At 68.6% G+C, this 24,534-nt stretch carries 17 protein-coding genes and 6 pseudogenes; 17 read left to right on the top strand and 6 right to left on the bottom strand.

Features of this window, described 5'->3' with window-relative positions; genetic code table 11:
* Positions 1-93: 93 nt before the first annotated feature.
* From BLV72_RS03675 to BLV72_RS51865, 5 genes and pseudogenes are all read left to right on the top strand, one after another.
* Entirely contained in the window at positions 94-1,452 is a 1,359-nt protein-coding gene (locus tag BLV72_RS03675) for an MFS transporter (RefSeq protein ID WP_093460242.1), read from the top strand.
* Complete coding sequence (locus BLV72_RS03670) at positions 1,449-2,978, top strand: class I adenylate-forming enzyme family protein (RefSeq protein ID WP_093460240.1); 1,530 nt, start codon at positions 1,449-1,451, stop codon at positions 2,976-2,978. The genes BLV72_RS03675 and BLV72_RS03670 overlap by 4 nt, the downstream gene beginning before the upstream one ends.
* A gap of 32 nt (positions 2,979-3,010) precedes the next feature.
* A complete protein-coding gene (locus BLV72_RS47745; RefSeq protein WP_167746295.1) occupies positions 3,011-3,781 on the top strand; it encodes an SDR family NAD(P)-dependent oxidoreductase in 771 nt (256 codons plus the stop codon).
* Positions 3,782-4,086: 305 nt separating this feature from the next.
* Complete coding sequence (locus BLV72_RS03660; RefSeq protein WP_167746294.1) at positions 4,087-5,055, top strand: extracellular catalytic domain type 1 short-chain-length polyhydroxyalkanoate depolymerase; 969 nt, start codon at positions 4,087-4,089, stop codon at positions 5,053-5,055.
* Between the two features lie 125 nt (positions 5,056-5,180).
* Positions 5,181-6,488, top strand: a pseudogene (locus BLV72_RS51865) (IS701 family transposase); the annotation flags it as partial.
* On the opposite strand, the gene BLV72_RS03650 reads toward BLV72_RS51865, so the two are convergent.
* From BLV72_RS03650 to BLV72_RS03640, 3 genes and pseudogenes are all read right to left on the bottom strand, one after another.
* The gene (locus BLV72_RS03650) at positions 6,469-7,095 is read right to left on the bottom strand and encodes a TetR/AcrR family transcriptional regulator (RefSeq protein ID WP_093460237.1); all 627 of its coding nucleotides are present in this window, start codon (positions 7,093-7,095) and stop codon (positions 6,469-6,471) included. The pseudogene BLV72_RS51865 and the gene BLV72_RS03650 overlap by 20 nt on opposite strands.
* 56 nt (positions 7,096-7,151) lie before the next feature.
* Positions 7,152-7,835 carry an SDR family NAD(P)-dependent oxidoreductase gene (locus tag BLV72_RS03645; RefSeq protein WP_093460236.1) on the bottom strand — a complete coding sequence of 228 codons (684 nt, stop codon included), beginning with the start codon at positions 7,833-7,835 and terminating at the stop codon, positions 7,152-7,154.
* Positions 7,836-7,854: 19 nt separating this feature from the next.
* Positions 7,855-8,313: pseudogene (locus BLV72_RS03640) on the bottom strand (dihydroxy-acid dehydratase); the annotation flags it as partial.
* A gap of 172 nt (positions 8,314-8,485) precedes the next feature.
* On the opposite strand from BLV72_RS03640, the gene BLV72_RS03635 reads away from it, so the two are divergent.
* The 5 genes and pseudogenes from BLV72_RS03635 to BLV72_RS03620 all read left to right on the top strand — a co-directional run bounded on the left by BLV72_RS03635 (position 8,486) and on the right by BLV72_RS03620 (position 11,986).
* On the top strand, positions 8,486-9,271 hold the full coding sequence (locus BLV72_RS03635; protein WP_244320629.1) for an IclR family transcriptional regulator: 786 nt from the start codon (positions 8,486-8,488) through the stop codon (positions 9,269-9,271).
* Positions 9,268-9,687: pseudogene (locus BLV72_RS03630) on the top strand (SMP-30/gluconolactonase/LRE family protein); the annotation flags it as partial. The gene BLV72_RS03635 and the pseudogene BLV72_RS03630, both read left to right, overlap by 4 nt.
* Positions 9,638-10,090, top strand: a complete 453-nt coding sequence (locus BLV72_RS51860) for an SMP-30/gluconolactonase/LRE family protein (protein ID WP_425288501.1) — start codon at positions 9,638-9,640, stop codon at positions 10,088-10,090. The pseudogene BLV72_RS03630 and the gene BLV72_RS51860, both read left to right, overlap by 50 nt.
* 4 nt (positions 10,091-10,094) lie before the next feature.
* Positions 10,095-10,955: a fumarylacetoacetate hydrolase family protein gene (locus tag BLV72_RS03625; RefSeq protein ID WP_093460233.1), complete on the top strand. Its 861-nt coding sequence runs from the start codon at positions 10,095-10,097 to the stop codon at positions 10,953-10,955.
* 8 nt (positions 10,956-10,963) lie between these two features.
* Positions 10,964-11,986 carry a zinc-dependent alcohol dehydrogenase gene (locus tag BLV72_RS03620; RefSeq protein WP_208905523.1) on the top strand — a complete coding sequence of 341 codons (1,023 nt, stop codon included), beginning with the start codon at positions 10,964-10,966 and terminating at the stop codon, positions 11,984-11,986.
* A gap of 99 nt (positions 11,987-12,085) precedes the next feature.
* On the opposite strand, the pseudogene BLV72_RS03615 reads toward BLV72_RS03620, so the two are convergent.
* Positions 12,086-12,445, bottom strand: a pseudogene (locus BLV72_RS03615) (zinc-binding dehydrogenase); the annotation flags it as partial.
* A gap of 72 nt (positions 12,446-12,517) precedes the next feature.
* On the bottom strand, positions 12,518-13,744 hold the full coding sequence (locus tag BLV72_RS03610; RefSeq protein WP_093470127.1) for an MFS transporter: 1,227 nt from the start codon (positions 13,742-13,744) through the stop codon (positions 12,518-12,520).
* Between BLV72_RS03610 and BLV72_RS51445 the strand changes: the two are divergent.
* Positions 13,743-13,970: pseudogene (locus BLV72_RS51445) on the top strand (hypothetical protein); the annotation flags it as partial. The gene BLV72_RS03610 and the pseudogene BLV72_RS51445 overlap by 2 nt on opposite strands.
* A gap of 267 nt (positions 13,971-14,237) precedes the next feature.
* Here the strand turns inward: BLV72_RS51445 and BLV72_RS49540 are convergent.
* A pseudogene (locus BLV72_RS49540) lies at positions 14,238-14,606 on the bottom strand (SpoIIE family protein phosphatase); the annotation flags it as partial.
* 830 nt (positions 14,607-15,436) lie between these two features.
* Between BLV72_RS49540 and BLV72_RS03590 the strand changes: the two are divergent.
* The 6 genes from BLV72_RS03590 (at position 15,437) to BLV72_RS03565 (ending at position 24,484) form a co-directional block, all read left to right on the top strand.
* A complete protein-coding gene (locus tag BLV72_RS03590) occupies positions 15,437-17,224 on the top strand; it encodes a sigma-54-dependent Fis family transcriptional regulator (protein WP_093460228.1) in 1,788 nt (595 codons plus the stop codon).
* 187 nt (positions 17,225-17,411) lie between these two features.
* A complete protein-coding gene (locus tag BLV72_RS03585; RefSeq protein ID WP_093460227.1) occupies positions 17,412-18,359 on the top strand; it encodes a C-terminal binding protein in 948 nt (315 codons plus the stop codon).
* Positions 18,360-18,377: 18 nt separating this feature from the next.
* Positions 18,378-19,655, top strand: coding sequence for an aspartate aminotransferase family protein (locus tag BLV72_RS03580; protein ID WP_208905521.1), 1,278 nt, complete (start codon positions 18,378-18,380; stop codon positions 19,653-19,655).
* Between the two features lie 60 nt (positions 19,656-19,715).
* Entirely contained in the window at positions 19,716-20,555 is an 840-nt protein-coding gene (locus tag BLV72_RS03575) for a fumarylacetoacetate hydrolase family protein (protein WP_208905519.1), read from the top strand.
* 70 nt (positions 20,556-20,625) lie between these two features.
* Entirely contained in the window at positions 20,626-22,722 is a 2,097-nt protein-coding gene (locus BLV72_RS03570) for a hydantoinase/oxoprolinase family protein (protein ID WP_093460224.1), read from the top strand.
* A gap of 1 nt (position 22,723) precedes the next feature.
* Entirely contained in the window at positions 22,724-24,484 is a 1,761-nt protein-coding gene (locus BLV72_RS03565) for a hydantoinase B/oxoprolinase family protein (protein ID WP_093460222.1), read from the top strand.
* Positions 24,485-24,534: the final 50 nt, after the last annotated feature.

Below are 24,534 nucleotides of genomic sequence, written 5' to 3'. Positions count from 1 at the left end.
TCCAAACTCTGTCGCGCACCCCCTCCCCCTGGCCCGGTGAATCCCGGCCTGCTTCGTACTGCACCCCCGCACCGCTCATGGACAGGAACTTCCATGCCTCACACCCCCGCTCTCGAAGGCGCGCGCGGGTCGGCACTGCGACGCATCGTGTACGCGTCCATGGCCGGCACGGTCGTCGAGTGGTACGAGTTCTTCCTCTACGCCACGTCGGCGACGCTGGTCTTCGGCAAGGTGTTCTTCCCGCCGGGCGAGAGTGAGTTGGAGGGAATCCTCGCGGCGTTCGTGACGTATGCCGTCGGCTTCGCCGCCCGCCCGCTGGGCGGCCTCGTATTCGGCCACTTCGGCGACCGCTACGGCCGCAAGACGCTCCTCCAGGTCAGCCTCGTCATGGTAGGCATCGCGACGTTCGGTATGGGCTGCATCCCGAGCTTCGGCGCGATCGGCTACGCGGCGCCGGTGCTCCTCGTCGTCCTGCGTTTCGTCCAGGGCTTCGCGGTGGGCGGCGAGTGGGGAGGGGCGGTGCTCCTGGTCGCCGAGCACAGCCCCGACGAGCGCCGCGGCTTCTGGTCGAGCTGGCCGCAGGCCGCCGTCCCCGTCGGGAACATCCTCGCCACCGCAGTCCTGCTGCTCCTCACCTCGACCCTGTCCGACGACACCTTCCTCGCCTGGGGCTGGCGCTTCGCCTTCTGGCTCTCCGCGGTCATCGTCCTCATCGGTTACTACGTCCGCACACACGTCACGGACGCGCCGGTGTTCCAGGCCGCGCAGGCAGAGGCGGCCGAACGCTCGGCCGAGCAGTACGGCGTGTTCGAGGCGGTGCGCAGGTATCCCCGCGAGGTGCTCACCGCGATGGGGCTCAGGTTCGCAGAGAACCTTATGTACTACTTGGTGGTCACCTTCTCGATCACGTATCTGAAGGTCGTCGTGGAGACCGGCACCACCCGCATCCTGCGTCTGCTGCTCCTGGCCCATGCCGTGCACTTCGTGGCCATCCCGCTGGCCGGTGCCCTCACGGACCGGATAGGCCGACGCCCCGTCTACGCGGCCGGTGCTGTCCTCGGCAGCGGCTGGGGCTTCATCGCTTTCCCCATGATGGACACCGCGCACGACGGGGTCATCCTCGCCGCGATCGTGATCGGCCTGCTCGTGCACGCGTTGATGTACGCCGGGCAGCCCGCGCTGATGGCGGAGATGTTCCCCACCCGGATCCGCTACTCCGGTATCTCGCTCGGCTACCAGGTCACGTCGATCGCCGCCGGCTCGCTCGCGCCGATCACCGCCGTCGCGCTCCTGGAGCACTACGACAGCTCGATCCCGATCGCCCTCTACCTCGCTGCGGCGTCGGTTGTCACGCTCGTCGCCGTCGCCTGTGCCAGGGAGACGCGCGGCATCTCCCTGGCGGCCCTCGACCGCCCTGCCAACGCCCCTCAGCTCAAGGAATCCCGCATATGAACTCCGCTACGTTCCAGCACACTTGGGACTCGGCCGTGCGCCGACACACCGACTCCCCGTTTCTCGTCTTCCGTGCGGAGTCGGGGGATGTGGCCGAATGGACCTACGGGGAGTTCGACGCGGTGGTGGCGCGCGCGGCCGGTGCCTTGCGGGCAGCCGGCGCCGGTCCCGGCTCGCCGGTGCACGTCGCGCTGCGCAACTGCCCGGCCTTCGTGGCGCTTTGGCTGGCGGCGTCCCGCCTAGGCGCCTGGCTGGTGCCGGTCGATCCGGCGTCCTCGGCACGTGACATCGCCGGGCAGGTGCGCCGGGTGCGGCCCGCGGTAGGTGTGTGCGCGTACGCCCGGGAGGCGGTCTACCGGGAGGGTGCGGGCGACCGGGTCCCGGTGGTTCTGGCACTGGGCGAGGACGCCGGTGACGCGGCTGCGGGCCCCTTGGCCGAGGCCACGCCGGTGACGACCGCCGAGCGGGTCACGGCGGACGATCGACTCGCGGTGATGTTCACCTCCGGCACGACCTCGGAGCCCAAGGGGGTCGTCCTGACCCAGGCCAACTACGCTCACGTCGCGGTCGTGATGGCCGAGGCGGCGCAGCTGCAAGCGCGCCACCGCTGGCATGTCACCCTGCCCCTGTTCCACGCCAACGCCCAGTACTACTGCTTCGCCCCGGCGATCGCCGTCGGTGCGAGCGTCGCGCTGAGCGCCGCCTTCAGTGCCTCCCGCTGGGTGGCGCACGCCCGCGAGCTGGGTGTCACTCACGCGAGCCTGTTCGCCGCGCCGATCCGGATGATCCTGGCCCGCACCGCGAGTGCAGAGCAGCCGCTCCAATTGGAGCATGTGTGGTTCGCACAGAGCCTGGGGATCGAGCACTACGAGCGGTTCGCGCGATTGGTCGGCACCCGCCCTCGGCAGCTGTACGGCATGACCGAGACGGTCGCGATCGTCAGCGCCGACGCGAGCGCGCGCCCCGTTCACAACGTGATCGGTACCCCGGTCGCCGACCGCCGTATCCGCGTGACAGACCCGGCGAGCGGGAGCGAGGCGAGCCCGGGCGTGCCGGGGGAACTCCACGTGTGCGGCGCACCTGGACGCGAACTCTTCGCCGGCTACCTCGACGACGAGAAGACCACCGCCAGGGTCTTCACCACCGGTCCGGAGGGCACCTGGTTCGCGACCGGCGACCTCGTCACCCGCGACGCCGACGGCGTGCTGCGGTTCACCGGCCGCGTCGACGACGTCATCAAGGTGTCGGGCGAGAACGTCAGCCTCACCGAGGTCGAGGCTGCCGTGGCCCAGGCCCCCGGTGTCCTGGAGGCGGCGGTTGTCGGCGTGCCCGACCCCGTGCGCGACAAGGTCCCCGTCGCCTACGTCGTCGCCCGCGACCCCGACGAGCCGCCCCACGCGGAAGACCTGGACGCCTGGGCCGTCCGCAACCTCGCCCCCGCGGCCAGGCCACGCGCCTGGCACGTCATCGACGAACTCCCGCGCACCAGCGTCGGCAAGGTTCGGCGTTTCCGCGTCGGCAGCTGACACCCATCCACGAGAACATCCGGAGAACGCCTGTGAGCGCACCATCCGCACCGTCGAATCCGCACCCCCGCGTCGCCCTGGTCACCGGGGCCGCGCAGGGCATCGGTGAGGCCATCGCCCAACGGCTCATCGCCGACGGTGACCGCGTCGTTCTGCTGGACATCGCGCCGACGGTCAAGGACACCGCAGCCCGCATCGGAGCCGCCGACGCGGTACGCGTGGACGTGACGGACATCCCCGAACTCCAGTCGTCCATACACGATGTCGCCACTCAGTTCGGCCGTCTCGACATCCTCGTCAACTGCGCGGGCACCTGCGGACGCGAATCCTTCGAGGACCTCAGTCCCGCCACCTGGCAGCGGGACATCGACACCAACCTCACCGCGATGGCGTTCGCCTGCCAGGCAGCGGTCTTCCCGCACATGAAGGAGCAGGGGAGTGGCCGCCTGATCAACATCGCGTCCGTATCCGGCAAGGTCGGCGGCATCGGCCCGGTCGATCCGGCCGGCAGGGGCGGCCGATCCGGCGCGGCCTACGCCTCCGCCAAGGCCGGAGCCATCAACCTGACCCGCTGGATCGCCCGACAGGTCGGCGCCTGGGGCATCACCGCCAACGCGGTGGCTCCCGGGCCGATCTCATCCCCCATGGCGGCAGGCGCCGAGTACGGCGTGTCCCAATCGCCCATACCCCGTATGGGAGAGCCCGCGGAAGTGGCGGCGGCCGTCGCCTACTTGGCGGGACCCGACTCCTCCTACACCACCGGCACGTGCCTCCATGTCGATGGCGGATACGTGCTCGCGTAGGAGCCGAGACCAGCAACTTCGTTTCCAGGCAAGGGATGTGGAGGTGAGGAATGGGGGCCGGAGGCCCCGTCGCGAGATTTCTCGGTCTGGGTCGCACAGGCCGGTATTTGTCTCCGCTTTCGATGTGCGCAGTGCCCGGGGCTACGGGTGCTGCGCTGGGAGGACCAATGAACCGCTCATCCTTGAAATACGCCTGGAGGAGCAAGAGTACAGGCATACCCCTGCGGTCTGGAGCCGCAGGCCGATCCACCCACCCGGTTTGGCTCCGTACCGTACTCGCCGGGTTCGCCGCCGCGAGTCTCCTGGTGCTCGCCGCCGTCCCCTCCGCCAGTGCCGCCACCGACGGCACCGGAGGTGGCGAAGGCCGCGTCGACCACCGGACGTACAGGACGTCGACTGGCGAGAACGACTACTTGGTGTATGTGCCAAAGGGCTGGAAGGAGAGCGACAGGCTACCGCTCTACGTCAACCTGCACGGCTGCGGGACCACAGCACAGGAGATGATCGACGCCAGCCTGGTCAACGCCGTCGCGGACCGTGAGCGATTCCTCGTCGCGTACCCCGATAACGATGGGCAGTGCTGGCGTGCGGTCTTCCATCACCCTCCGAGCACGACCCGAGGCGGCGGCGGTGACGCTGACATCATCGCCGGGATCACCCGGGAGACCATGTCCACCTATCACGCGGACTCCAACCGCGTCTACCTCATCGGCGGGTCGTCGGGCGGCTTCCAGGCCAGCGCCATGGGCGCGACCTATCCCGACCTGTACGCGGCCATCGGCGTTATCGCGGGCGGCGGATACGGCACGGACTTCCAGACCTGCCAGTCCCTGACCGACCAGAACGCTCCGGCGTACGCCCCTTCGGCAGTCGCGGAAATGGGGCGGAGGGCGCATGTGATGCCCTTCTTCACCATCGGCGGCACCAACGACGTCCTCGGAGAGCAGCCTGCACCAGGAGGCTGCACCCGGCGCGCCTACCTCGAGTGGCTGGCCACCGACAACCTTCTGAAACCGGGGCAGGACGGCGACACCTTCCGGGACGACCCGGCCTCGACCGTCACCGGACAGGAACCCGGCGGATACACCTGGACCAAGAAGGTGGCCCGGGACCCGAAGGGATGTCAGATCGCCGAGCGGTGGATCGTGGACGGCATGGGACACAACTGGCCGGGCGACGCCGGCGATCCGAAGGGTCCCAGCACCGCCGAAGCGTCGTGGAGCTTCTTCAAGCAGTTCACGCTCCGCGGGGGTAACAGCACCTGCCACGGCTAGCTCGTTGGGTGAACCCGCCGGTCCGACGCGCGCCTGTTGGGGAGCGTCGGACCGGCCCGAGGGGATCGGCGACGGCGGCGCGCACGGTCCGCGCGTCAGCCTCCTCGGGCTCCAGGCGTCACGACTCCCTGGCCCAGCGTCGGGGTTTTCGTCAGTACCTCACGGGGCTGCTGGCGCCGCGGGAACGGAACAAAAGGCTGACATGCCTGGCCGGGGCCGAGCCGGTAGCGGGGGCCCAGCACCCCGCAGTGCAGCGGCTGCGGTTCTTCCTCTCCGAATCTCCCTGGGAGCACGAGCGGATCAACGCCCGTCGTCCTGAGCGGTTACTGGATGATCCGCGCACCGCTCCGCATGCCGGTGGGGTGCTGGTCATCGACGACTCCGGCGACTGTAAGGACGCGACCGCGACCGCGAACGTGGGACGGCAGTGGCTGGGCCGATACGGCAAGACCGACAACGGGGTCGTCACCGTCACCACCGTGTAGGCGGACGAGCGGCTGTACTACACGCTGCACGCCGTGCCCTACACCCCCGCCCGCCACTTCCCCCACGGCCGCAGCGATCCGGGCTTCGCCACGACACTGCAGATCGCTGCCGCACTCGCCCGCCGGGCCACCCAGGCGGGAGGCACTTCCGCGCGGTAGCGGCCGACTGTGCCTACGGCGACCAGGACGGATTCCGCGCCGAACTGGCCGCAGCCGGACCGCCGTTCGTGATGGCCATCAAACGCCGCCGCGGGCACCTGGGCCTACGGCCCCGACGCCCACACCCCGGCCGACGCCGCCCGGGAACTGGCCTGGCACGGCCCCGACCGGCCCGGCGACTGGACGGCGGTGACCCGCACCTTCCGCGATGGGCACGCCACCACCTGGTGGCCCGCCGACGCCTCCCTGGGCTGGTGGGGCCCGGACGGCACCACCCGGCTGGCAGTGGCCACCACCGACCCGGACACCCTGCCGGAGAAATCCACCTGGTACCTGGCCACCAACCTGCCCCGCCCCGGCTCACCACGCGAGACCGACACCGCCCACCCGGCCGCAGACCTCGCCGAGATCGTGCGGATCCACGGCATCCGCAACTGGATCGAACAGAGCTACAAACAGGTCAAGGACGAACTGGGATGGGCCGACTTCCAAGTCCGTACCGACCGCACCATCCGCCGCCACCAGACCCTGGTCAACTGCGCGTTCTCCTTCTGCTGGGAAGCCGGACCGCCACCGACTCCCGCCAACCGCCCGGCCCGGCCAGAGAGGGTGGAAAGCCTGGTCCAGCACGCCCCCACCAGCAGAGTTACAGAACCTGATCAACGCAGTCAGTACCGGCCGACCACTCAGCCCCTACCTCCCACTCCCGCCTTAACAAACCACCGCTGGGCGGGGCTCACGCGCCCGGTCGGCCGCAGTGGGCGACGGGTCATCGGGGCCGGGGGTTGACGTCGAGGTTGTGGAAGGCGTTCTCGACGAAGCGGGCGGCGATATGGCGGGCAGCGCCCAGATCCCCACCCTGGTCGATGGTGTGCTCGCAGACCTGGAGGGCGACGCCGACGCATGCGGCGGCCAGAGCGTCGGAGGGAGCGCCGAGGTCCGCCCCGAAGGCCTTCTGGCGGCGTTTGATCAGAGTGGTGAGCTGCTCGGTCACGTTGTTGAGGACTTCCCGTCGCAGGTTCCCCGGCTGGTCGCCGGCCTTCTCGCCCCGGAAGAGCAGGTCGAAGCCCTCGGTACGCTCGGCCGCGAAGCGGAAAAGCGGATCCATACCGACCTGCGCCAGCTCCGAGAGCGGCAGACTGCTGCCGTGTGCGTAGGCGTCGGCGATCCATCCGCGAAAGATTTCTGCCTCGCGCCGGACGACGTGGAGGTAGATGTCCTCCTTGTTGCCGAGGCGAGCGTAGAGAGTCGGCTTGGTCGTCCCGGCTCGCCTTGCGATGTCCGCGATCTGCGCGGCAGCGTATCCCTCGGCGTGGAAGACGGCGCGTGCGGCGTCGAGGAGATGGCTTTCCTCGAAGCGGCGACCGCTGAGGCTGGTACTCGTCTGTTCGGACACCTGGCAAGTCTACGGAGGGACAACACTGCCCCGACCGGTGCAGACCGGCACTGCCTTCAGTACGTCGCCCTTCCTCCGCTGATGTCGTAGACAGCACCGGTGGAGAAACTGACGCGTTCGGAGGCGAGGAAGGCGACGAGTTCGGCAACCTCCTCTGGCCTACCGATGCGCTTCATCGGGATGAGTGCGGTGATGTGGTCCAGCACCTCACGGGAGGTGGAGTCGTTCATGGGGGTGGCGATGACCGCCGGAGTTACGACGTTCATGAGGACGCCGCTGGTGGCCAGCTCCTTGCCCGCGGACTTGGTCAGGGCGATCACAGCTGCTTTGGAGGCGGAGTAGACGGACAGGTTCGGATTGCCGTCCTTTCCGGCCATGCTGGCAAAGTTGACGACGCGGCCCCAGCCGCGCTCGCGCATGCCGGGCACGAAGGCACGCATGGTGTTGACGGTTCCGATGACGTTGACCTCGAGGACGCGGCGCCACTCCTCGGGGGTTGTGTCGAGGAGCGGAGTGTTCGGTCCGACGATGCCGGCCGAGTTCACCAAGATGTCTACCGGTCCTATGTCTTGGGCGAGTTGGCGCAGGGTCGGCTCGTCCGTCACGTCCGCCTCGATGTCGGCACCGGCGAGGTCGAGGGTAATTGCTTGGATGCCGTCGCCGCGCAGGCGTTCGGCGGTAGCGGCTCCCAGGCCGCCGGCGCCGCCGGTGACAAGGGCGGTCCTGGTAGATGTCGTCATCTTGCGTCTCCTGGGGTGGTCAGTGGGATTGGCGGCTGACGGCGGAGCCGCTGGACCCGATGAGGAAGTCGAGGTCGGCGCCGGTGTCGGCCTGCTGGACGTGGTCGACGTAGAGGCGCTCCCAACCGCGCCCGGGGTTGGCGAAGCCGTCGAGCGTGGCCTGGTTCGGGGTGCGGCGGGCGAGTTCCTCATCGGGTACGTCCACGTCGATACGGTGGGCCGCGACGTCGAGACCGACGGTGTCCCCGGTGCGGACCAGGGCGAGCGGTCGGCCCGCTGCCGCCTCCGGGGCGACGTGCAGGACCACCGTGCCGTAGGCGGTACCACTCAACCGGCCGTCGCAGACCCGCACCATGTCCCGTACGCCCTGCTCCAACAGCTTCTTCGGAAGCGGCATGTTGGAGACCTCGGGCATGCCGGGGAAGCCCTTCGGGCCGCAGCCGCGCAGCACGAGCACCGAGTCGGCGTCGACCTCCAGCTCCAGGTGATGTAGGCGTTGCGGTCCTGGCCCGCGTACCACTGTGAGCTACGCAGCTTCACCCGCGACCTTTCCAATAGTCGGTACAAAGGTCTAATCTTCGGAATGTCATGGACGATACGCAGACGTTCGACAGATCGAAACCCCCCCCGGCTGTGAAAGGATTGGACGGTTGACGGCCAACTCGACTGGCGCTGAGAGCAAGGGGCTTGTCGGCTCAGATCGAGTGCTCGCGGTCCTCAAGGAACTCGCGCGCCATGCGGACGGCGTGAGCCTGGAAGAGCTGACTCGGGTGATGGGCAGTCCCAAGCCGACGGTGCACCGCGCACTCCAGTCGCTGCGCCGAGCCGGACTGGCCGACCAGGACGTACGAGGGCGATACCTGCTCGGCGACGAGTTCCTGCGCATGGCCTTCGCGCACCACGAGGCCCGCCCGGAGCACGTCCGCCTACGCCCGGTCCTGGAAGCTCTGGCCGAACGGTTCAACGAGACCGTGCACTACGCGGTACTTGACGGGCGCGATGTCGTCTACCGTGCCAAGATTGACCCGCCCACCGGCGCCGTCCGTCTGACCTCCACGGTCGGCGGCCGCAACCCCGCCCACGCCACGGGGGTCGGAAAGCTGCTGCTCGCTGACGAGTTGAAGACCGTCGGCGACATCGAGGCTTGGATCGGCGACGACGCACTGGCGCAGCGCACTCCGCAAACCCATTGCACTGCCGCTGAACTGCATGAGGAGTTCGAGGCCGTCCGGGAGCGCGGCTACGCGGTGGATGATCAGGAGAACGAGCCGGGCGTCAACTGTCTGGCCCTGCCGGTGTACGCGACCTCGGCGAAGACGCCGTCCGGCGCGGTGAGCGTCAGCGCGCTGACCTACCGCACTCCGCTGAGCACCCTGGTCGACGCGTGCGACGAAATGCGGTCCTTGCTCGGTCCGTTGGGGGGACCGCTCCGATGACAGTAGCGATTCCCACTGCCGGGACCTACGGGGCCTTCCGTCTCGCCGAGGGCCCGTTGTGGGACACCGTCCGGCAGCGCCTGCTCTGGGTCGACATCCTCGCGGGGCAGGTCTTGGAAGGCTCCCTCGACCCGGTCGGCCGGATCACGGTCACGCGCCGCCATCGCTTCGACTCGATGGTTGGCGCGGTCACCGTCGCTGAAGACGGCACCCTGCTCGTGGCCGCCCAAGAGCATCTGATCGTCGTCGAGGCCGACGGCACCCGGCACGACGGCCCCCGCATCGCGCTCGCCGGAGAGCGCCGCCGCCTCAACGACGGCTCTATGGACCCGTCGGGACGCTTCCTCGTCGGCATCCTCAGCCTCGATGGTGACTCAAGGAGAGAGACTCTCGTGCGCCTGGAGCACAACGGCGGTATCACCATGCTCGACCCCCGACCTGACCCCGTCCAACGGCCTCGCCTGGTCCGCCGACGGGCGCACCCTGTACAGGGTCGACACGCTCCGACGCACCGTCTGCGTACGCGACTACACCCGCGACGGCGCGGGACGCTGCGTGCACCTGCGCCTGACCGACGGCTACCCCGACGGCATCGCGCTCGACGTGGAATATCATCTCTGGGTCGCTGGACTTGACCTGCACACGCTCGTCGTCACCACTGCCACCGCCGAGCAGACCGCCGAGCAGCGGACACAACGCCCCCGATTCGGGACGGCTGTTCACCATGGAGGTCGGCGTACCGGGTGTTCCGGTCCCCACATGGTCAGGCTGTCCCGCTCTCCTGCCTCGCTGAACCAACCTCCTCGCATTGGAGATTGAGCACGTGTACCTCATGCGTATTGGTGCCGCAGGCGCCGAGAAGCCCGTCGCCCGCTTGGACGACGACACGTACGTCGACCTTTCCGATGTCGTCACCGATTTCGACGAGGCGTTCTTCGGGGTGGACGGACTCGACCGCATCCGGCCGATCGTGGCTGACCGTGCCTCGGCGGGCCAGGTCTCCCGTTTCGCCGGGGAACGCGTCGGCGCGCCCATAGCCCGCCCGCACCAGATCCTGTGTATCGGCCTCAACTACCGTGATCATGCGGCGGAATCCGGGATGGCGGTGCCCGACGAGCCGATTCTGTTCACCAAGTCACCCAACACCCTCATCGGCCCCCACGACGACGTGCGCATCCCCCGCGGCTCCACCAAGCCCGACTGGGAAATCGAACTGGGCATCGTCATCGGCCGTCGTACCAGCTACCTGGATTCGGCGGAGGAGGCGCGCGACGCCATCGCCGGATATGTGGTTGTCAACGACGTCAGCGAACGCGCCTTCCAGCTGGAACGCGGCGGACAGTGGGCCAAGGGCAAGTCCGCCGAGACATTCAACCCCGCCGGCCCCTGGCTCGCCACCACCGACGAGATCGACGACGTCCTCGCCCTCGACATGTGGCTTGACGTCAACGGGATACGCCGCCAGAACGGCAACACCAAGACGATGATCTTCGACCCGTACTTCATCGTGCATCACCTGAGCCAGTTCATGGTCCTGGAGCCCGGCGACCTCATCAACACCGGCACCCCGCCCGGCGTCGGCATGGGCTTCACCCCGCCGGTGTGGCTCGCGCCCGGCGACGTGATGGAACTGGGCATCACCGGCCTTGGCGCACAGCGCCAGCGCGTCCTCGGGCCACGATGAGGAACGACATGCGCGCATTCGTTCTCACGGGCCCTGGAACGTACGAGGTGCGGGATGTCGCCGAGCCCGAGCCGGCTCCGGGTGAGGCCGTCATCGACGTGGAACGGGTCGGCGTGTGTGGCACCGACGTGGAGCTCTTCACCGGCGAGATGGCATACCTTCACCAAGGCCACTCCTCCTACCCCATGCGGCTCGGCCATGAATGGGCCGGGAGGGTGGCGTCCGTCGGCGAAGGCGTCGACGCCGTGTGGATCGGGCGGCGGGTCATGGGCGACACCATGCTCGGCTGCGGGACCTGCAGACGTTGCCAGCGCGGCCACCAGCACGTCTGCGACAGGCGGCAGGAGCTCGGCATCCGCGGGAACCGGCCCGGCGCCCTCGCCGAGCGACTCGCCGTCCCCGTCTCCTCGCTGCATGTCCTGCCCGACACCGTCGACGCCGCTCTGGGAGCGCTGGTGGAGCCCGGCGGAAACGCCCTACGGGCCGCGCAGGCAGCTGAACTGCGCCCCAGGGACAGGGCCTTGGTGCTCGGCCCCGGCACCATCGGCCTGCTCGTCGCCATGTTCGCCCGCGCTGCCGACGCCGAAGTCCACCTCATGGGCCAGACCGACAGCTCACTCGCCTTCGCTCACGGCCTGGGCTTCGCCCACGTGTGGCGGGAGGACCAGGTCCCGGACCTCCCCTTCGACGCGGTCGTCGACGCCACGAACGCGGCCCATCTGCCCGCGACGGCTCTCGACCTGGTCGAACCGGGCGGCCGTGTCGTCTACATCGGGCTGGCCGGCGAACCGAGCCGGATCGACACCCGCACCCTCGCCCTCAAGGACGTCACGGCGGTCGGCATCCTGTCCGCCTCCCCCGGCCTGGACGCCACCATCCGGGCCTACGCCGACGGATCCGTCGACCCAAGGCCTCTGATCGCCGCGACCGTCGGCCTCGCCCGGGCCGGTTCCGTCCTCGCCGGTGAACGCCCACCGGACGCGGGATCCGGCCCGAAGATCCACGTCGATCCCCGCCGACCCGGCGACTGACCTGGTCGAGGGCTGACATTCCCTGAGTGAATTCGCTGGTCTCACCGCTCTCGTCACCGGCGGGTGCGCCTGAGCCTCCGCGAACCGCCGTCGCATCGCTCACTCCCCGCTCAGGCGCGGGTCGACATGGATCTTGGGGCTGGCTCCCGCACCCGCGAGGCGATCACCGCCGAGTACTGACCCGACCTGGTCAAGGCTCGCGGTCGCCCCCATCAGCGGGCGGGGATCCAGGAGCCCGTCCGCGTACGCGGTGACGGTCGCGTCGAGGGCGGGAGACGCCGAGAGCACGCCGACCGCTGTGACGTCCTTGAGCGCGAGCGTTCGGGTGTCGATCCGGCTCGGTTCACGTGCCAGACCGATGTAGACAACGCGGCCGCCCGGCTCCACCAGTTCCAGTGCCAGGTCGGGCAGGTGGGAGGCATTGGAGGCGTCAACGACCGCGTCGAACAGTGCCTGTGGAAAGCTTGTCCCACTTCAATATAGGCAAGTGACCAGCGGGACTCCTCGAGGTCCCGAAGCCAGGTGAGGCGGTCACCAGTTGCGGGGGCGATCCGACTCGTTCTCGCGCACGGACCTCGCCACCGTGGAGCGGCGATGGGTGTCGACCGCGGGCGCCAGCAAGACGGCGGAGCCGACGAAAAGGAGTACCACCAGCATGGCCGAGCGGAGCCCGAAGTGGTCGCCGAGGAAGCCGAGGCCGGGTGGCCCGACGAGGAAGGCGACATAGCCGATCGTGGCCACCAGGCTGATACGGGCGGTCTGTTCAGGGCCGGAATCGCCCGCGGCGGACAGCGCGACGGGGAAGCCCAGTGATGCCCCGAGCCCCCAGAACAGCACCGCCGCCCCCGCCAACACGACGTTGTCCGAGAAAATCACGAGGAGCAGGCCCAACGCCCCCGAGACGGCGCTGGCCCGTACGACCGACGTCCGCCCGAAATGTTCGAGGAAGAACGAGCCCGTGAAGCGGCCGAGGGTCATGGCGGCGGCGAACCCGGCATAGACGAGAGATCCCAGCGCGGAGTCCAGATCGTGCCCGTCCACCATGAGCAGGGGGAGCCAGTCGTTGGCGGACCCTTCGGCCAAAGCCATGGCCAGCACGATCGCACCGATCAGGACGAGCTTGCGGTCCTTCCAGACCTTGGGCCGGGAACGGGTGGCGCCCTCCTCCGCCTGGGTCGGCGAGCCAAGACCTGTGCCCGAGGGGACGGAGCGGATGGCGTACCAGAAGATCACGATTGATATGAGTGTGACCACCGCCAGATGCCAGTGCACTGGCACGCCGATGGCCGTGACCGCCATACCCGCACCGGCACCGATTACCGTGCCCAGGCTGAAGCAGCCGTGCAGGGTGGGCATCGTCGTCACATCGGCGATCCGCTCCACATCGGCAGCATCGACATTGACGGCCACATCCCCCGACCCCATGCCCGCGCCGAATAGGCAGAGCCCCGCCGTGACCACCTGCACCGACGCGGCCAGACTGCCCGCGCTGATCGTGGCCATACCCACGATGACCAGCCCCGTGCCCCAGGCGATCACCGGCCGCGTACCGAACCGGGACACCAGGGGTCCCGTACACAGAATTCCGGTCATCGAGCCGAGCGACAGTCCGAAGAGCACCAGCCCCATCTGACCGGTGGACACCTCCAGCCGGTCCCGGATATCGGGCGTGCGGGTCACCCACGACGACATCGCGATGCCCGGCAGGAGGAAGAACAGGAATAACGCCTTACGGCGCCGACGCATGACCTGATCCATGAAGATAGGACTCCGCGGGAGCAGGAACGACCGGAGGTCGGGCATGTGCAGCACCCGTATGACTTGTACAAATGTACCTGCCTGGCCGGAGAGAGGAAGAAGCGCTTACACAATGGCGGAAAACACCCCCGTCGCACGGAGAGACCAGATCCTCAACGCCGCGCTGGAGGTGATCGCCGAACACGGCGCCATCAGCGTCACGTATCGGAAGATCGCCGCTGCGGCCGATGTCCTGCTGGGGTCGCTGACCTACTACTTCGACGGCATGCAGCACCTGCTCACCGAGGCATTCACCGCCTCGCCGAAGCCGTCTCGCAGCATTACCGCGACCTGCTGGAAGCTTCGCGGACGCCCCAGGAGGCCCGGGAAGCCGTGGTCGACATCGCCTGCGGCGAAGCCTGGACCAGCGATCATCCGCCGGCGTGATATCAGGACGTTCGAGCACGCGACACAGATCGGTCACACCGGCGTCGATGTTCCCGTGTCCGTCGTTGACGAGCCCGCCTATGAACAGAGCGAGCATGCTGCCGGGTGCGAGCCGGACCTCCGTGCACTCGAATGGCAGGTCGGCGATGCCGAGCGGAGGACCGACCGGCACCGTGACGGGGTGTGTGGTCCCGTCCGGGGCGGTGACCACTGGGGCAGGTGACCGGCGCTCGCCGTCGAGCAGACCTGGGAGGCCGGGTCATACACGGCGTACAGACATCTCGTGCCCAGCGCCGGGTCCTCCGCCGGGTCACCGTCATCGGGGGTGGATGCCGATCCGAGCCTGGGCGACCAGGTCGTCGAGCCGGGTCAGCAGTTCGCCCGGATCGAGATCCAGTGCCGCCAGGGCCCGAATCGTGGTTCTCAGGCGACCCATGGTCGCCGTCGCCTGCCAGCCCGTGCCCGGCCACGTCTCCGACGACCAGGCCGACCCTTGCCCCGGACAGCGGGATCACGTCGTACCAGTCACTGCCGACGCCTGCCTCACCGGCTGCGGGCACGTAGTGGTGGGCGATGCCCACGCTGGTCGGCTGGGGGAGCTGGCGAGGGAGGAGGGCGTGGTGCAGCGCCAGCGCCGTCGCGTGCTCACGCGCGACACGCCATGCGTTGGTGATGCACACCGCCGCACGGGAGACCAGTTCGCCCGCCAGGTCGCGGTCCCCCGGGGCGAACGGATCCCGTCAGCTCCTGGGCCAGCCAGAAGGCATGCATGGCTTCGTCATCGGTGACGGGCTGGTACTCGGCGCGACCGGTGTTGTGGAGGTAGGCCTGTTCGAGTCCGAACCCGGAGGATCCAGACCAGAGGAAATCGAGCACGGCTCGGTGATCTGCCCTTCGTGATCCTGCTGATGCACGCGAGGACCGCGCCCGTGAGTCGGCCGATGCGTGTCAGGACTGCGCGGCGGGCGTCGACGCCGATCACTCGTTGGAAGCCTTAGATCATGGATGGTAACGGTATGTGGAGTCCGGGCGACGTTGAGTGCCTGACGCCGGGCGTCGATCTCGCTCATGCAGAGGGCGCATTTCGGTCCGAATGGGACTTCGCTGCATTGGGGTCGCGCGTTTGGTCGAGTCGGATCGCGTGAGGCATGGAGGGTTCTCGAATCGACTAAGTCGAGATGACTCGATTGAGAAAACTAGTAGACAAGACGTGCTAGCGGCTGTTAAGTAAGCTCATGCCCTGCACGCGCAACTGACGAGGAAACCATGGTGTCAGTCGCATCGTCCCCGGCGAGCGTATCGTCGACCCTTCACCATACGGCCGAGATCCGCGACCTGTTCCTGAGCCGCGCCACCGACGATCTCTCGGGCCTCCGTCCAGTGGTCGCCCGCTCGTGGCGGCGCAGTCGTGCTGCGGGCGTCGACTCGCAGGCCGACCGCGGCTACATCGATGAGGGGCGTGTCGACGAGCGCACCATGCTCACCGCTGAGCCGCACCTGCTGAAGCTCGACGAGGTCGCCAGGGACATCGGTGGCTACGTGAGCCTGAGCTCACCGAATGGCGTGCTGGTCAAGCCGACCTTCCTGAGGGAGGATGCCGACTTCGCGCAGGGCTACTCGCTGTTGGAGGCGAGCTGTGGCAGCAACGCCGAAGGCGTTGCGCTGGAAGAGGGCCGTGCCGTCTGGCTGTCGCCCGAGGAGCACTTCCGAGAGGATATGCGCTGCAACTGGTGCTTCGCCTCGCTCATCCGCGACCCGTTCCACAACCGGGTGCGAGCAGTGGTCGGGCTGACGCTGCCCGCCGCCCGGGTGCAGAGGCTTGACCCGTCGTCCACGCTCCTGATGCTCGAAGGGGTCACGTCGCGGATCGAGCGTGAGATTGAGACGCGCATGTCGTCGCGGGAGCGCACGCTTCTGCGTGAGTACCTCACCATCTCGCGTCGGCGCGGGAAGGCCGCGGTCGTGGTGACCGATGGCAAGCACTCGTTCATGAACTCCGCCGCGACGGCGTCCCTGGAAGGCTCCGATCTTTCCGTCGTCACCAGCTATGCCAAGAGCGTGATGTCCTCGGGACGTGATACGAGCGTAGAAGTGATGCTTGCGGGCTTCGGGCCGGCGAGCCTCGAGGTCTCGCCGGTGGACCTGTCCGCATCGGGCTTCGGCGCCGTCGCTGTCGTCCGTCCACTTGCCCGCAGGAGCCGGACGCTCGACGCGCCGACGGTCTCGCGGCACGAAGTCCCGTCCTCTGCTGGTCAGCTGCTTGAGCGCCTCGATGGACAAAGCCTCTCGTTGCAGCATGCCGTCGACTCGGCCCGGACCGCGGTCGAGCAGCGTCGGTCCGTGGCGATCATCGGCGAGCCCGGTAGCGGAAAGACGCGGCTCGCCGAGGCGATCGCCAGCGTCCGCGGCGATGTGATCCGGATTGACGCGCGCGATAGCGATGCCGGTACCCGGATCGATGAGGCGCGCGAGCATGCCAACACGGAATTCGAGCCGGTCCTCTTCATCGCTCACGCCGACGAGCTCTCGCCCATGGACTCCCGCGACCTGGCCGCGCAACTGCGAGGCGGCGCGCGCCGCACCGTGATCTTCACCGCCGCGAGCGTCACGGATGCGACCCGCCCGATCGCCGACGCCAGCGGGGCGCTCGAGATCACGCTCGCCCCGCTGCGCAGACGGCGCGAGGACATCCCCCTGCTGGCCCACGCGATCGCGAGTGAGGTCGGCGATCGTCGGCTCTCGCGAAGGCTCGTCGCGACCCTCACCAACTCCGATTGGCCGGGCAACATCACCCAGCTGCGCCAGGTCGTCTCAGATGCGGTCGAGCGGTCTCGAGGCATCGAGGTCTCTGACGACGATCTGCCCGAGAGCTTCCACCGCATGCTGACCAAGGGGCGGCTGTCTCGTCTCGAAGACGCGGAGCTGACCGAGATCCGCAGCGCCCTGCGTGAAGCGAAGGGCAACCGACGACTTGCTGCCGAGATCCTCGAGATCGGGCGTTCCACTTTCTACCGACGCATGGACTACTTCCGCAGCCGAGGCTTCGACCTCTGACCACATGACGAACGGCCCGGACCCGCTGGGTCCGGGCCGTTCGTCATGTCCGAAAGAGGGCAGTCGAGTGTGTCGATCTGGGACGGATGGCCGCGCTCGCGCCGGGCTTTAGTTGAGTCAGCTCCCTGGAACCGGCCTCGGCCGCTCCGGCGACGACCAGACCCCGACGCGAACAGGACAGCACGATATGCACGGCGATGAGCCGGGGACCATCCTGGTGGCCCCTCACCACTTCCCGGATCTGAATCGCGAGCATGCGCTCGCCGACGAGCTCGACTACGAACTCGTCGTCGCGGCTGACGTGGACGCGTTCCGCGCGGGGCTGCCGGACGCCGAGATCGTGATGGTTACGCCCTACGCGCGGCTCACCGACGAAGAGTTCCCGATCATGAAGAAGTGCCGCGCGGTGATCCGCTACGGCATGGGCTACGACAACATCGACGTCGACGCAGCGACGAAGGCCGGTATCCCGGTCGCCATCGTCCCGGGTACCGCCTCGGAAGAGGTGGCTTCGCACGCCTTCGCGATGGGCCTCGCGCTCGCGCGTCGGCTTCCGACCGGCGATGCCGCCATCCGCGGCTTCGGCTGGGCCGGGGTCATCGGCTACGACACCCCCGTGCTCTCGCAGCTCGAGGTCGGCGTCGTCGGCCTAGGGCGCATCGGTCAGCATGTGGCACGGATGTACTCGGCGGTCGGTGCGCGAGTGCGCGGCTACGACCCTTTCATCGCCGACGGACCGGTCGAGCTCGGCGGCCTGGGGAGCGTGCTGGAGAACTCCGACATCGTCTCGCTGCACCTCCCGCTGAACGACGACACACGGCACCTGGTCGACGAAGACGTGCTGGCGCGGATGCGCAAGGGCGCCGTGGTCGTGAACGTGTCGCGCGGTGGACTGATCGACGAGGAGGCGCTCGCGACGGCGCTGAAGTCCGGACATATCGCCGGCGCCGGCATCGACACCTTCTCGCAGGAGCCGGTCGCCGCCGAGAACCCACTGCGATCCGCGCCCCACACGATCCTCACCCCACACATCGCCTGGCGTTCCAACCGCTCGACCGGAGCGCTACAGGACGGGGCGGTGGAGCGGGCTCGGCTCGCGCTCACCGGGCGGCCCCTGATCGACCTCGTGAACTGATAAGTGGAGAAGACTGACGTGGCGACGAACATCCAGGCAAACCGTGTCTCAAGCGGCGCTCCCGCGGAGGACCCGCACCTGCGTCGGGGGCCGCGCGGCTATCCGCTGCTGCCGGGCGGCTACGGCCGATCCACTTATTACACCGGCGCGCCGAGCCCCTACGCCGTTCGCGGCGAGGGCTACCGCGTCTGGGACGACCGCGGCCGTGAGCTGATCGACGCGAACAACAACTTCACCTCGCTCATCCACGGCAACGCCCACCCGGACATCACAGAGGCGGCGACCAAGGCCCTGTCGTCCGGGGCGAGCTGGGGCATCCCCAACCTCTACGAGTGGGAGCTGGCCGATCTGCTGCTCTCGCGACTGACCGAACTCGATCAGGTGCGGTTCACCAACTCCGGCACCGAGGCCGTCATGTCCGCCATCCGGATCGCCCGCGCCAGCACCGGTCGTGAGCGTGTGATCGTAACCAAGGGCGGCTACCACGGCACGTCGGACATCGCCCTCGTTCCCGGTGGCCCGACCTATACCCGTGGTGTGCCCCAGGGGGTGATCGACGACGTCACTCCCGTTCCGCTCAACGACGCGGAGTTCCTCCGCCGGTCGATCGAGGCAGCGCCCGACGCCTACGCGGCGATCATCCTCGACCTCCTGCCGAACCGCGCAGGGCTGCTGCGTATCTCCGATGAGTTCGTCACCACGGCGCGGGAACTCGCGACCCGCTACGGGATCGTCCTGATCATCGACGAGGTCATCAGCCTGCGGCTCGGCCCGCACGGTCTGAGCGGCGGGTACGGTGTCTCGCCCGACCTCCTGACGACGGGGAAGACGATCGGCGGCGGCTTCGCGGTCGGCGCGGTCGTCGGCCTCGGCTCGCTCATGTCCGAGGTGGACCCGACGCGGCCCGGGAGCCTGCCGCACGGCGGCACGTTCTCCGGCAATCCGGTCAGCATGGCGGCCGGTGCTGCGGCGCTGCGCCTCTACAGCGAGTCCGAGGTGAAGCGGCTGAACAGCCTCGGCGACGCCGCGCGCGAGTCGGTCATGGCCCGTGTGGCGGATGTCGGCTGGGAGGTGCGGGGGCGTGGCTCGCTGCTGCGGGCCGTTCCTGCGGGCTCCGAGAAGGTCGACGAAGGCACGCAGCACCGTCTGTGGTGGGAGTCGTACAACCGCGGCCTGCTCGGCTCACCGGCCAACTTGCTCTCGCTGTCGACCCCGATGGACCAAGCGGTCGTCGACGACATCGCGGATCGTCTTACGGACGCTGTGCTCGCCGTCGCTGCCGACGCACAGGACTGAGAGAGGGCAGCCACAATGCGAATCGTCTCCTACCTCCACGAGAGCCGCGTCCGAGGTGGCGTGCTCCTCGACGACACAGTGTTCGATCTTGAGCGCCTGCTGAGGGCGGCCCGCACGACGCCGGCCTCGTCCGTCCGGGATTTCCTGACCGTGTACGGCCCCGAGCTCAAGTCTTTCTCGACCAGCGTGGCGGCGCTGATCAAACAGAATCCGCGCACGCGAGTCGGCGCTCGCTCCGACGTGCACCTGACTACTCCCGTTCCTGACCCGGCGAAGGTGCTCTGCGTCGGACTCAACTACAAGGACCACGTCGCTGAAACCGGGCGCGCCCTGCCGGAGCACCCCGACGTGTTCGTGAAGTTCGCGTCGACGCTCGTCGGTCCCGAGGATGAGATCCAGGGTGCCGATGTCAGCGCGAACCTCGATTTCGAGGGCGAGGTGGCCGTAGTCATCGGCCGCACGGCGCGTCAGGTGCCGGAGGAAGAGGCCCTCGGCTACGTCGCCGGCCTCGCCCCACTGAACGACATCTCGGCCCGCGACCTCCAGTACCGCGGGACTCAGTGGACGGCCGGCAAGACCGTCGACCGTTCGACCCCGTGGGGCCCCGCGCTCGTCACCCTCGATGAGATCGGCGACCCGCAGACGCTCGAACTCGTCACCCGTGTCAACGGTGTGGAGTTGCAGCACTCAAACACCCGGCACCAGATCTTCTCGATCGCCCGGATCATCTCCTACCTCTCCAGTTTCCTCACGCTTGAGCCGGGCGATGTGATCGCGACCGGCACGCCGCAGGGGATCGGAGCGAAGCGCACTCCACCGATCTGGCTGAAGCCGGGCGACACCGTGGAGGTCGACGTGGAGCGCGTCGGCGTTCTCGGCAACCGGGTCGCTGAACACTGACGCCGTGACGACGCGCCCAGCCCACGTGGGCGACCACCACTCGCAAGCTCTCGACAGACATGGAAGAAAGATGACCGAGGCCCAGACGAATTCAGGCGGCCGCGACGCGCGATACCGCATCGCCGTCGACACCGGTGGCACGTTCACGGACGTAGTCGTCGGCTCCGACAGTGGTGACATGGCCGCCGGCAAGGCACTCACCACCTACGACCGCGTGTTCACCGGCTTCGAGGCCGCGGTCCGCCGCGCGGCCGAGTCCGTCGGCTGGAGCGGCGACGACGTGCTGCGCAACGCCGACGTGATCGTCTACGGCACCACGCACGCCACCAACGCCGTGCTCACCGGTAAGATCGCCAAGACCGCGCTGCTGGTCACCGAGGGCTTCGCCGACACCCTGCTGCTGCGAGAGGGCGGCCGCCGTGACGCCTTCGACTCGAAGGCCGCCTACCCCGGCCCGTACATCCCGCGCCGACTCACTTACGAGATCCGCGAGCGCATCAACTCCGAGGGCGACGTGCTCGTCCCCCTAGACGAGGAGCAGGTGCGCAGCGCACTCAAGACCCTCGTCGACGAGGGCGTCGAGGCGATCGCCGTGTCGTTCCTGTGGTCGATCATGAACGACGCTCACGAGGCCCGCCTCGCGGAGCTGATCGAGGAGATCCTCCCCGGCGTCCCCTACACGCTCTCGCACCAGGCGAACCCGACCATCCGCGAGTACCGGCGTTCGTCGGCCGCCTCCATCGACGCCTCGCTGAAGCCCCTCATGGCCGACCACCTCGGTAACTTGCGCTCCGACCTGGTGAAGTACGGGTTCACGGGCGACCTGCTGGTCGTCACTTCGGAAGGCGCCGTGCTCGACGTCGCCGACGTACTCGACCGACCCGTACTGCTACTCAACTCGGGTCCGTCGATGGCTCCGCTCGTCGGTGCGGCGGCGGCACCCGATCGGGAGACCGTCGTCGTCTGCGACATGGGCGGCACCACCTTCGACGTGTCGCTCGTCGAGAAGGGCGTCGTGCGCCACACCCGCGAGGCGTGGCTCGGCGAGCCCTTCGTCGGCCACCTGACCGGTCTGTCGTCGGTCGCGGTCTCGAGCATCGGAGCCGGCGGCGGCAGCATCGCCTGGATCGACGGCGGCGGGCTGCTTCGCGTCGGCCCGCAGAGTGCCCGCAGCACTCCCGGCCCCGCGGCGTACGGCCGCGGCGGTGAGGAGCCGACCGTCACCGACGCGTGCGTCGTGCTCGGCTACCTCGACGCCAGCGGTTTCGAGGGTGGATTCACCCTCGACCGCGACGCCGCTGTGCGTGCGATCGAGTCACGCATCGCCGGCCCGCTCGGCATGACCATCCAGCAGGCGGCGCAGGCGATCCTCGATGTCTCGGCCAGCCACATGGCGACGGCGATCCGACAGGCCTCGCTCGAGCAGGGCGTCGATCCGCGCGGCGCGCTCATCGTGGCCGGCGGCGGCGCCGGAGCGATGGTCGCCGCGGCGATCGGCGTGCTGCTGGAAGCCGACACGGTTCTCATCCCGGCGACCGCGGGGGTGCTCGCGGCCTACGGCGCCCATCGTGCACCCATCGCCACCGAGTTCCTCTCGCCACTGCACAACGACACTCACGCGTTCGATGCCGAGTCGGCGACGCGGGCCATCGAGGAGATCAAGGCGAAGGCGGCCGAGTTCGCGGCCCGCTTCGAAAGTGTAGGAGCCGAGGCCGAGGTCACCTACTTCGTCGACGCGCGCTACCCCGGCCAGGCATGGGATCTGCGCGTACACCTCGGCGAGGTGCCGAACACCCACGGCGACGCTGCCGATGTCATCGGGCGGGCGTTCCACGCGGAGCACGACCGCCGTAACGGCACCCACGACGCGCAGAGCCGCGTCGAGATCATCACCTGGGGCGTGCGCGTTGAGGTGCCTCGGCCGGAGCAGCTGAAGGACACGGTCGCCGCAGGCGGATCGCCCGAGTCGCACCGCACCGACCCGATCACCTTCGGAGGCGAGAGCTTCGACACCACCCGCTACCGCGGCGTGACGCTCGGCCCCGGCGACAAGATCGTCGGGCCGGCCGTCATCGACCAGCCCACGACAACCATCGTCGTGCCGCCGGAGTGGGACGCGACGCTCGACGACCGCTCCAACATCTATCTCACTCGTAAGGAGGCGTGACGTGTCACGTGAATTCGACCCGGTCAAACTCTCGGTGCTGGCGAACGCCTTCGACGGGATCGTCCGCGAGATGACCAGCGGGCTGCTCCGGTCCGCACGCTCCTCGGTGATCAACACGGCGCGCGACTTCTCTTGCGCCGTGCTGACTGCCGACAACCAGCTGCTCGCCGCGGCCGAGGGTGTGCCGGTGCACGTGTTCGGTGCCGGTCCGCTCGGTGAAGACATGATCACGCTGCACGATGACATCCGCCAGGGTGACGCGTTCCTGCACAACGACCCCTACATGGGCAACTCCCACGCGGCCGACCACTGCATCCTCGTGCCGATCTTCGTCGAGGGGCGGCACCTGTTCACCGCCGTTACCAAGGCCCATCAGGCCGACTGCGGCAACTCGCTCCCGACGACGTTCTACGCGACCGCGCGCGACGTCTACGAGGAAGGCGCGCTGATCTTCCCCTGTGTGCGGATCCAGCGCGACTACACCGATCTCGACGACATCATCCGCATGTGCCGCGCGCGCATCCGCGTGCCCGACCAGTGGTACGGCGACTACCTTGCCTCGGTCGGAGCCTCGCGCATCGCCGAGCGCCGCGTGCAGGAGCTCGCGGCGAAGTTCGGCGCCGACACCCTCGTCGAGTTCGTCGACGCCTGGTTCGACTACTCCGAGCGCCTGGCGACGAGCGCGGTCGAGACGCTGCCGGAGTGGTCTGTCACCGGCTCGACGTCACACGATCCCTTCCCCGGCACCGGTCCCGACGGGGTTCCGATTCAGGCCACGATCTCGGTGAAGCCGGCCGACGGCCGGGTCACGATCGACCTGCGTGACAACCCCGACAACCTGCCGAACGGACTCAACCTCACGCGCGCGACGGCGACCGGAGCCGCGCTGGCGGGCATCCTTTCGGGTCTTCCGGAGTCCCTGCCGAGCAACGCCGGCACCTTCCGGCGCTTCGAGGTGCTGCTGCGTGAGGGCTGCGCCGTCGGCGTGCCGAAGCATCCCTACTCGTGCTCGTCGGGCACGACCAACCTGGCGGACCGGGTCGTCAACATCGTTCAGGCCGCGTTCTCGCAGATCGGGGACGGGTATGGCACCGCCGAAGGAGCGACCGGTCAGGCCCCGGCGAAGTCCGTGGTCTCGGGCATCGATGAGCGCAACGGCAACGCCTATGTGAACCAGATCCTCGTCGGCGGCGTCGGCGGTCCGGCGACACCGTACGCCGACGGCTGGCCGACCTACCAGCGCCCCGTGTGCGGTGCCCTGCTCTACCACGACAGCGTCGAGGTCGACGAGCAGCGCTACCCGATCCTCATCCACGAGCGGGTGCTCGTCGCCGACTCGGGCGGCGCCGGTCGTCAGCGTGGTGGGCTCGCGACGCGTGTCACGATGGAGGCTCGCGACGATGACGTGACCATCACGTATGGGCTCGAGGGCAAGTTCAACCCGCCGAAGGGCGTTCGCGGTGGTGCCGGAGGCGCCGTTCCGGAGGCCTGGGTCGAAGGCGTCGACGGCAGCCGTAAGGAGATCCCGGTCGTCGGCCGGTACGACATGCTCCGTGGCGAGAAGGTCGTGTCGATCACGCCCGGCGGTGGTGGCTATGGCGACCCCCTCGAGCGTGAAGCGGCCGCAGTGCTCAACGACCTGCGTGAGAGCCGCATCACGCCGGAGTCTGCGTTCGATGTCTACGGCGTCGTGATCACGGACGATGTCGTCGACGACACCGCGACGGTGAAGCTTCGTCGCGAGCGGGTGTCGGCCCGCTAGAAGGACTCGGCGACATTCCCTGCGCGGGAGCATCGGAACCCAGAAAAGAA

Source organism: Streptomyces melanosporofaciens, from assembly GCF_900105695.1.
GTDB classification, from domain to species: Bacteria; Actinomycetota; Actinomycetes; order Streptomycetales; family Streptomycetaceae; genus Streptomyces; species Streptomyces antimycoticus.
The sequence above is the reverse complement of the archived record's forward strand: the minus strand, read 5'-3'. Positions and strand labels throughout refer to the sequence as shown.

Coding starts and splice junctions, on each gene's coding strand:
- BLV72_RS03675 (WP_093460242.1), top strand. CDS start 94: ATGCCTCACACCCCCGCTCTCGAAGGCGCGCGCGGGTCGGCACTGCGA.
- BLV72_RS03670 (WP_093460240.1), top strand. CDS start 1,449: ATGAACTCCGCTACGTTCCAGCACACTTGGGACTCGGCCGTGCGCCGA.
- BLV72_RS03645 (WP_093460236.1), bottom strand. CDS start 7,835: ATGACGACATCTACCAGGACCGCCCTTGTCACCGGCGGCGCCGGCGGC.
- BLV72_RS51860 (WP_425288501.1), top strand. CDS start 9,638: ATGGTGACTCAAGGAGAGAGACTCTCGTGCGCCTGGAGCACAACGGCG.
- BLV72_RS03620 (WP_208905523.1), top strand. CDS start 10,964: ATGCGCGCATTCGTTCTCACGGGCCCTGGAACGTACGAGGTGCGGGAT.
- BLV72_RS03610 (WP_093470127.1), bottom strand. CDS start 13,744: ATGGATCAGGTCATGCGTCGGCGCCGTAAGGCGTTATTCCTGTTCTTC.
- BLV72_RS03590 (WP_093460228.1), top strand. CDS start 15,437: ATGGTGTCAGTCGCATCGTCCCCGGCGAGCGTATCGTCGACCCTTCAC.
- BLV72_RS03585 (WP_093460227.1), top strand. CDS start 17,412: ATGCACGGCGATGAGCCGGGGACCATCCTGGTGGCCCCTCACCACTTC.
- BLV72_RS03570 (WP_093460224.1), top strand. CDS start 20,626: ATGACCGAGGCCCAGACGAATTCAGGCGGCCGCGACGCGCGATACCGC.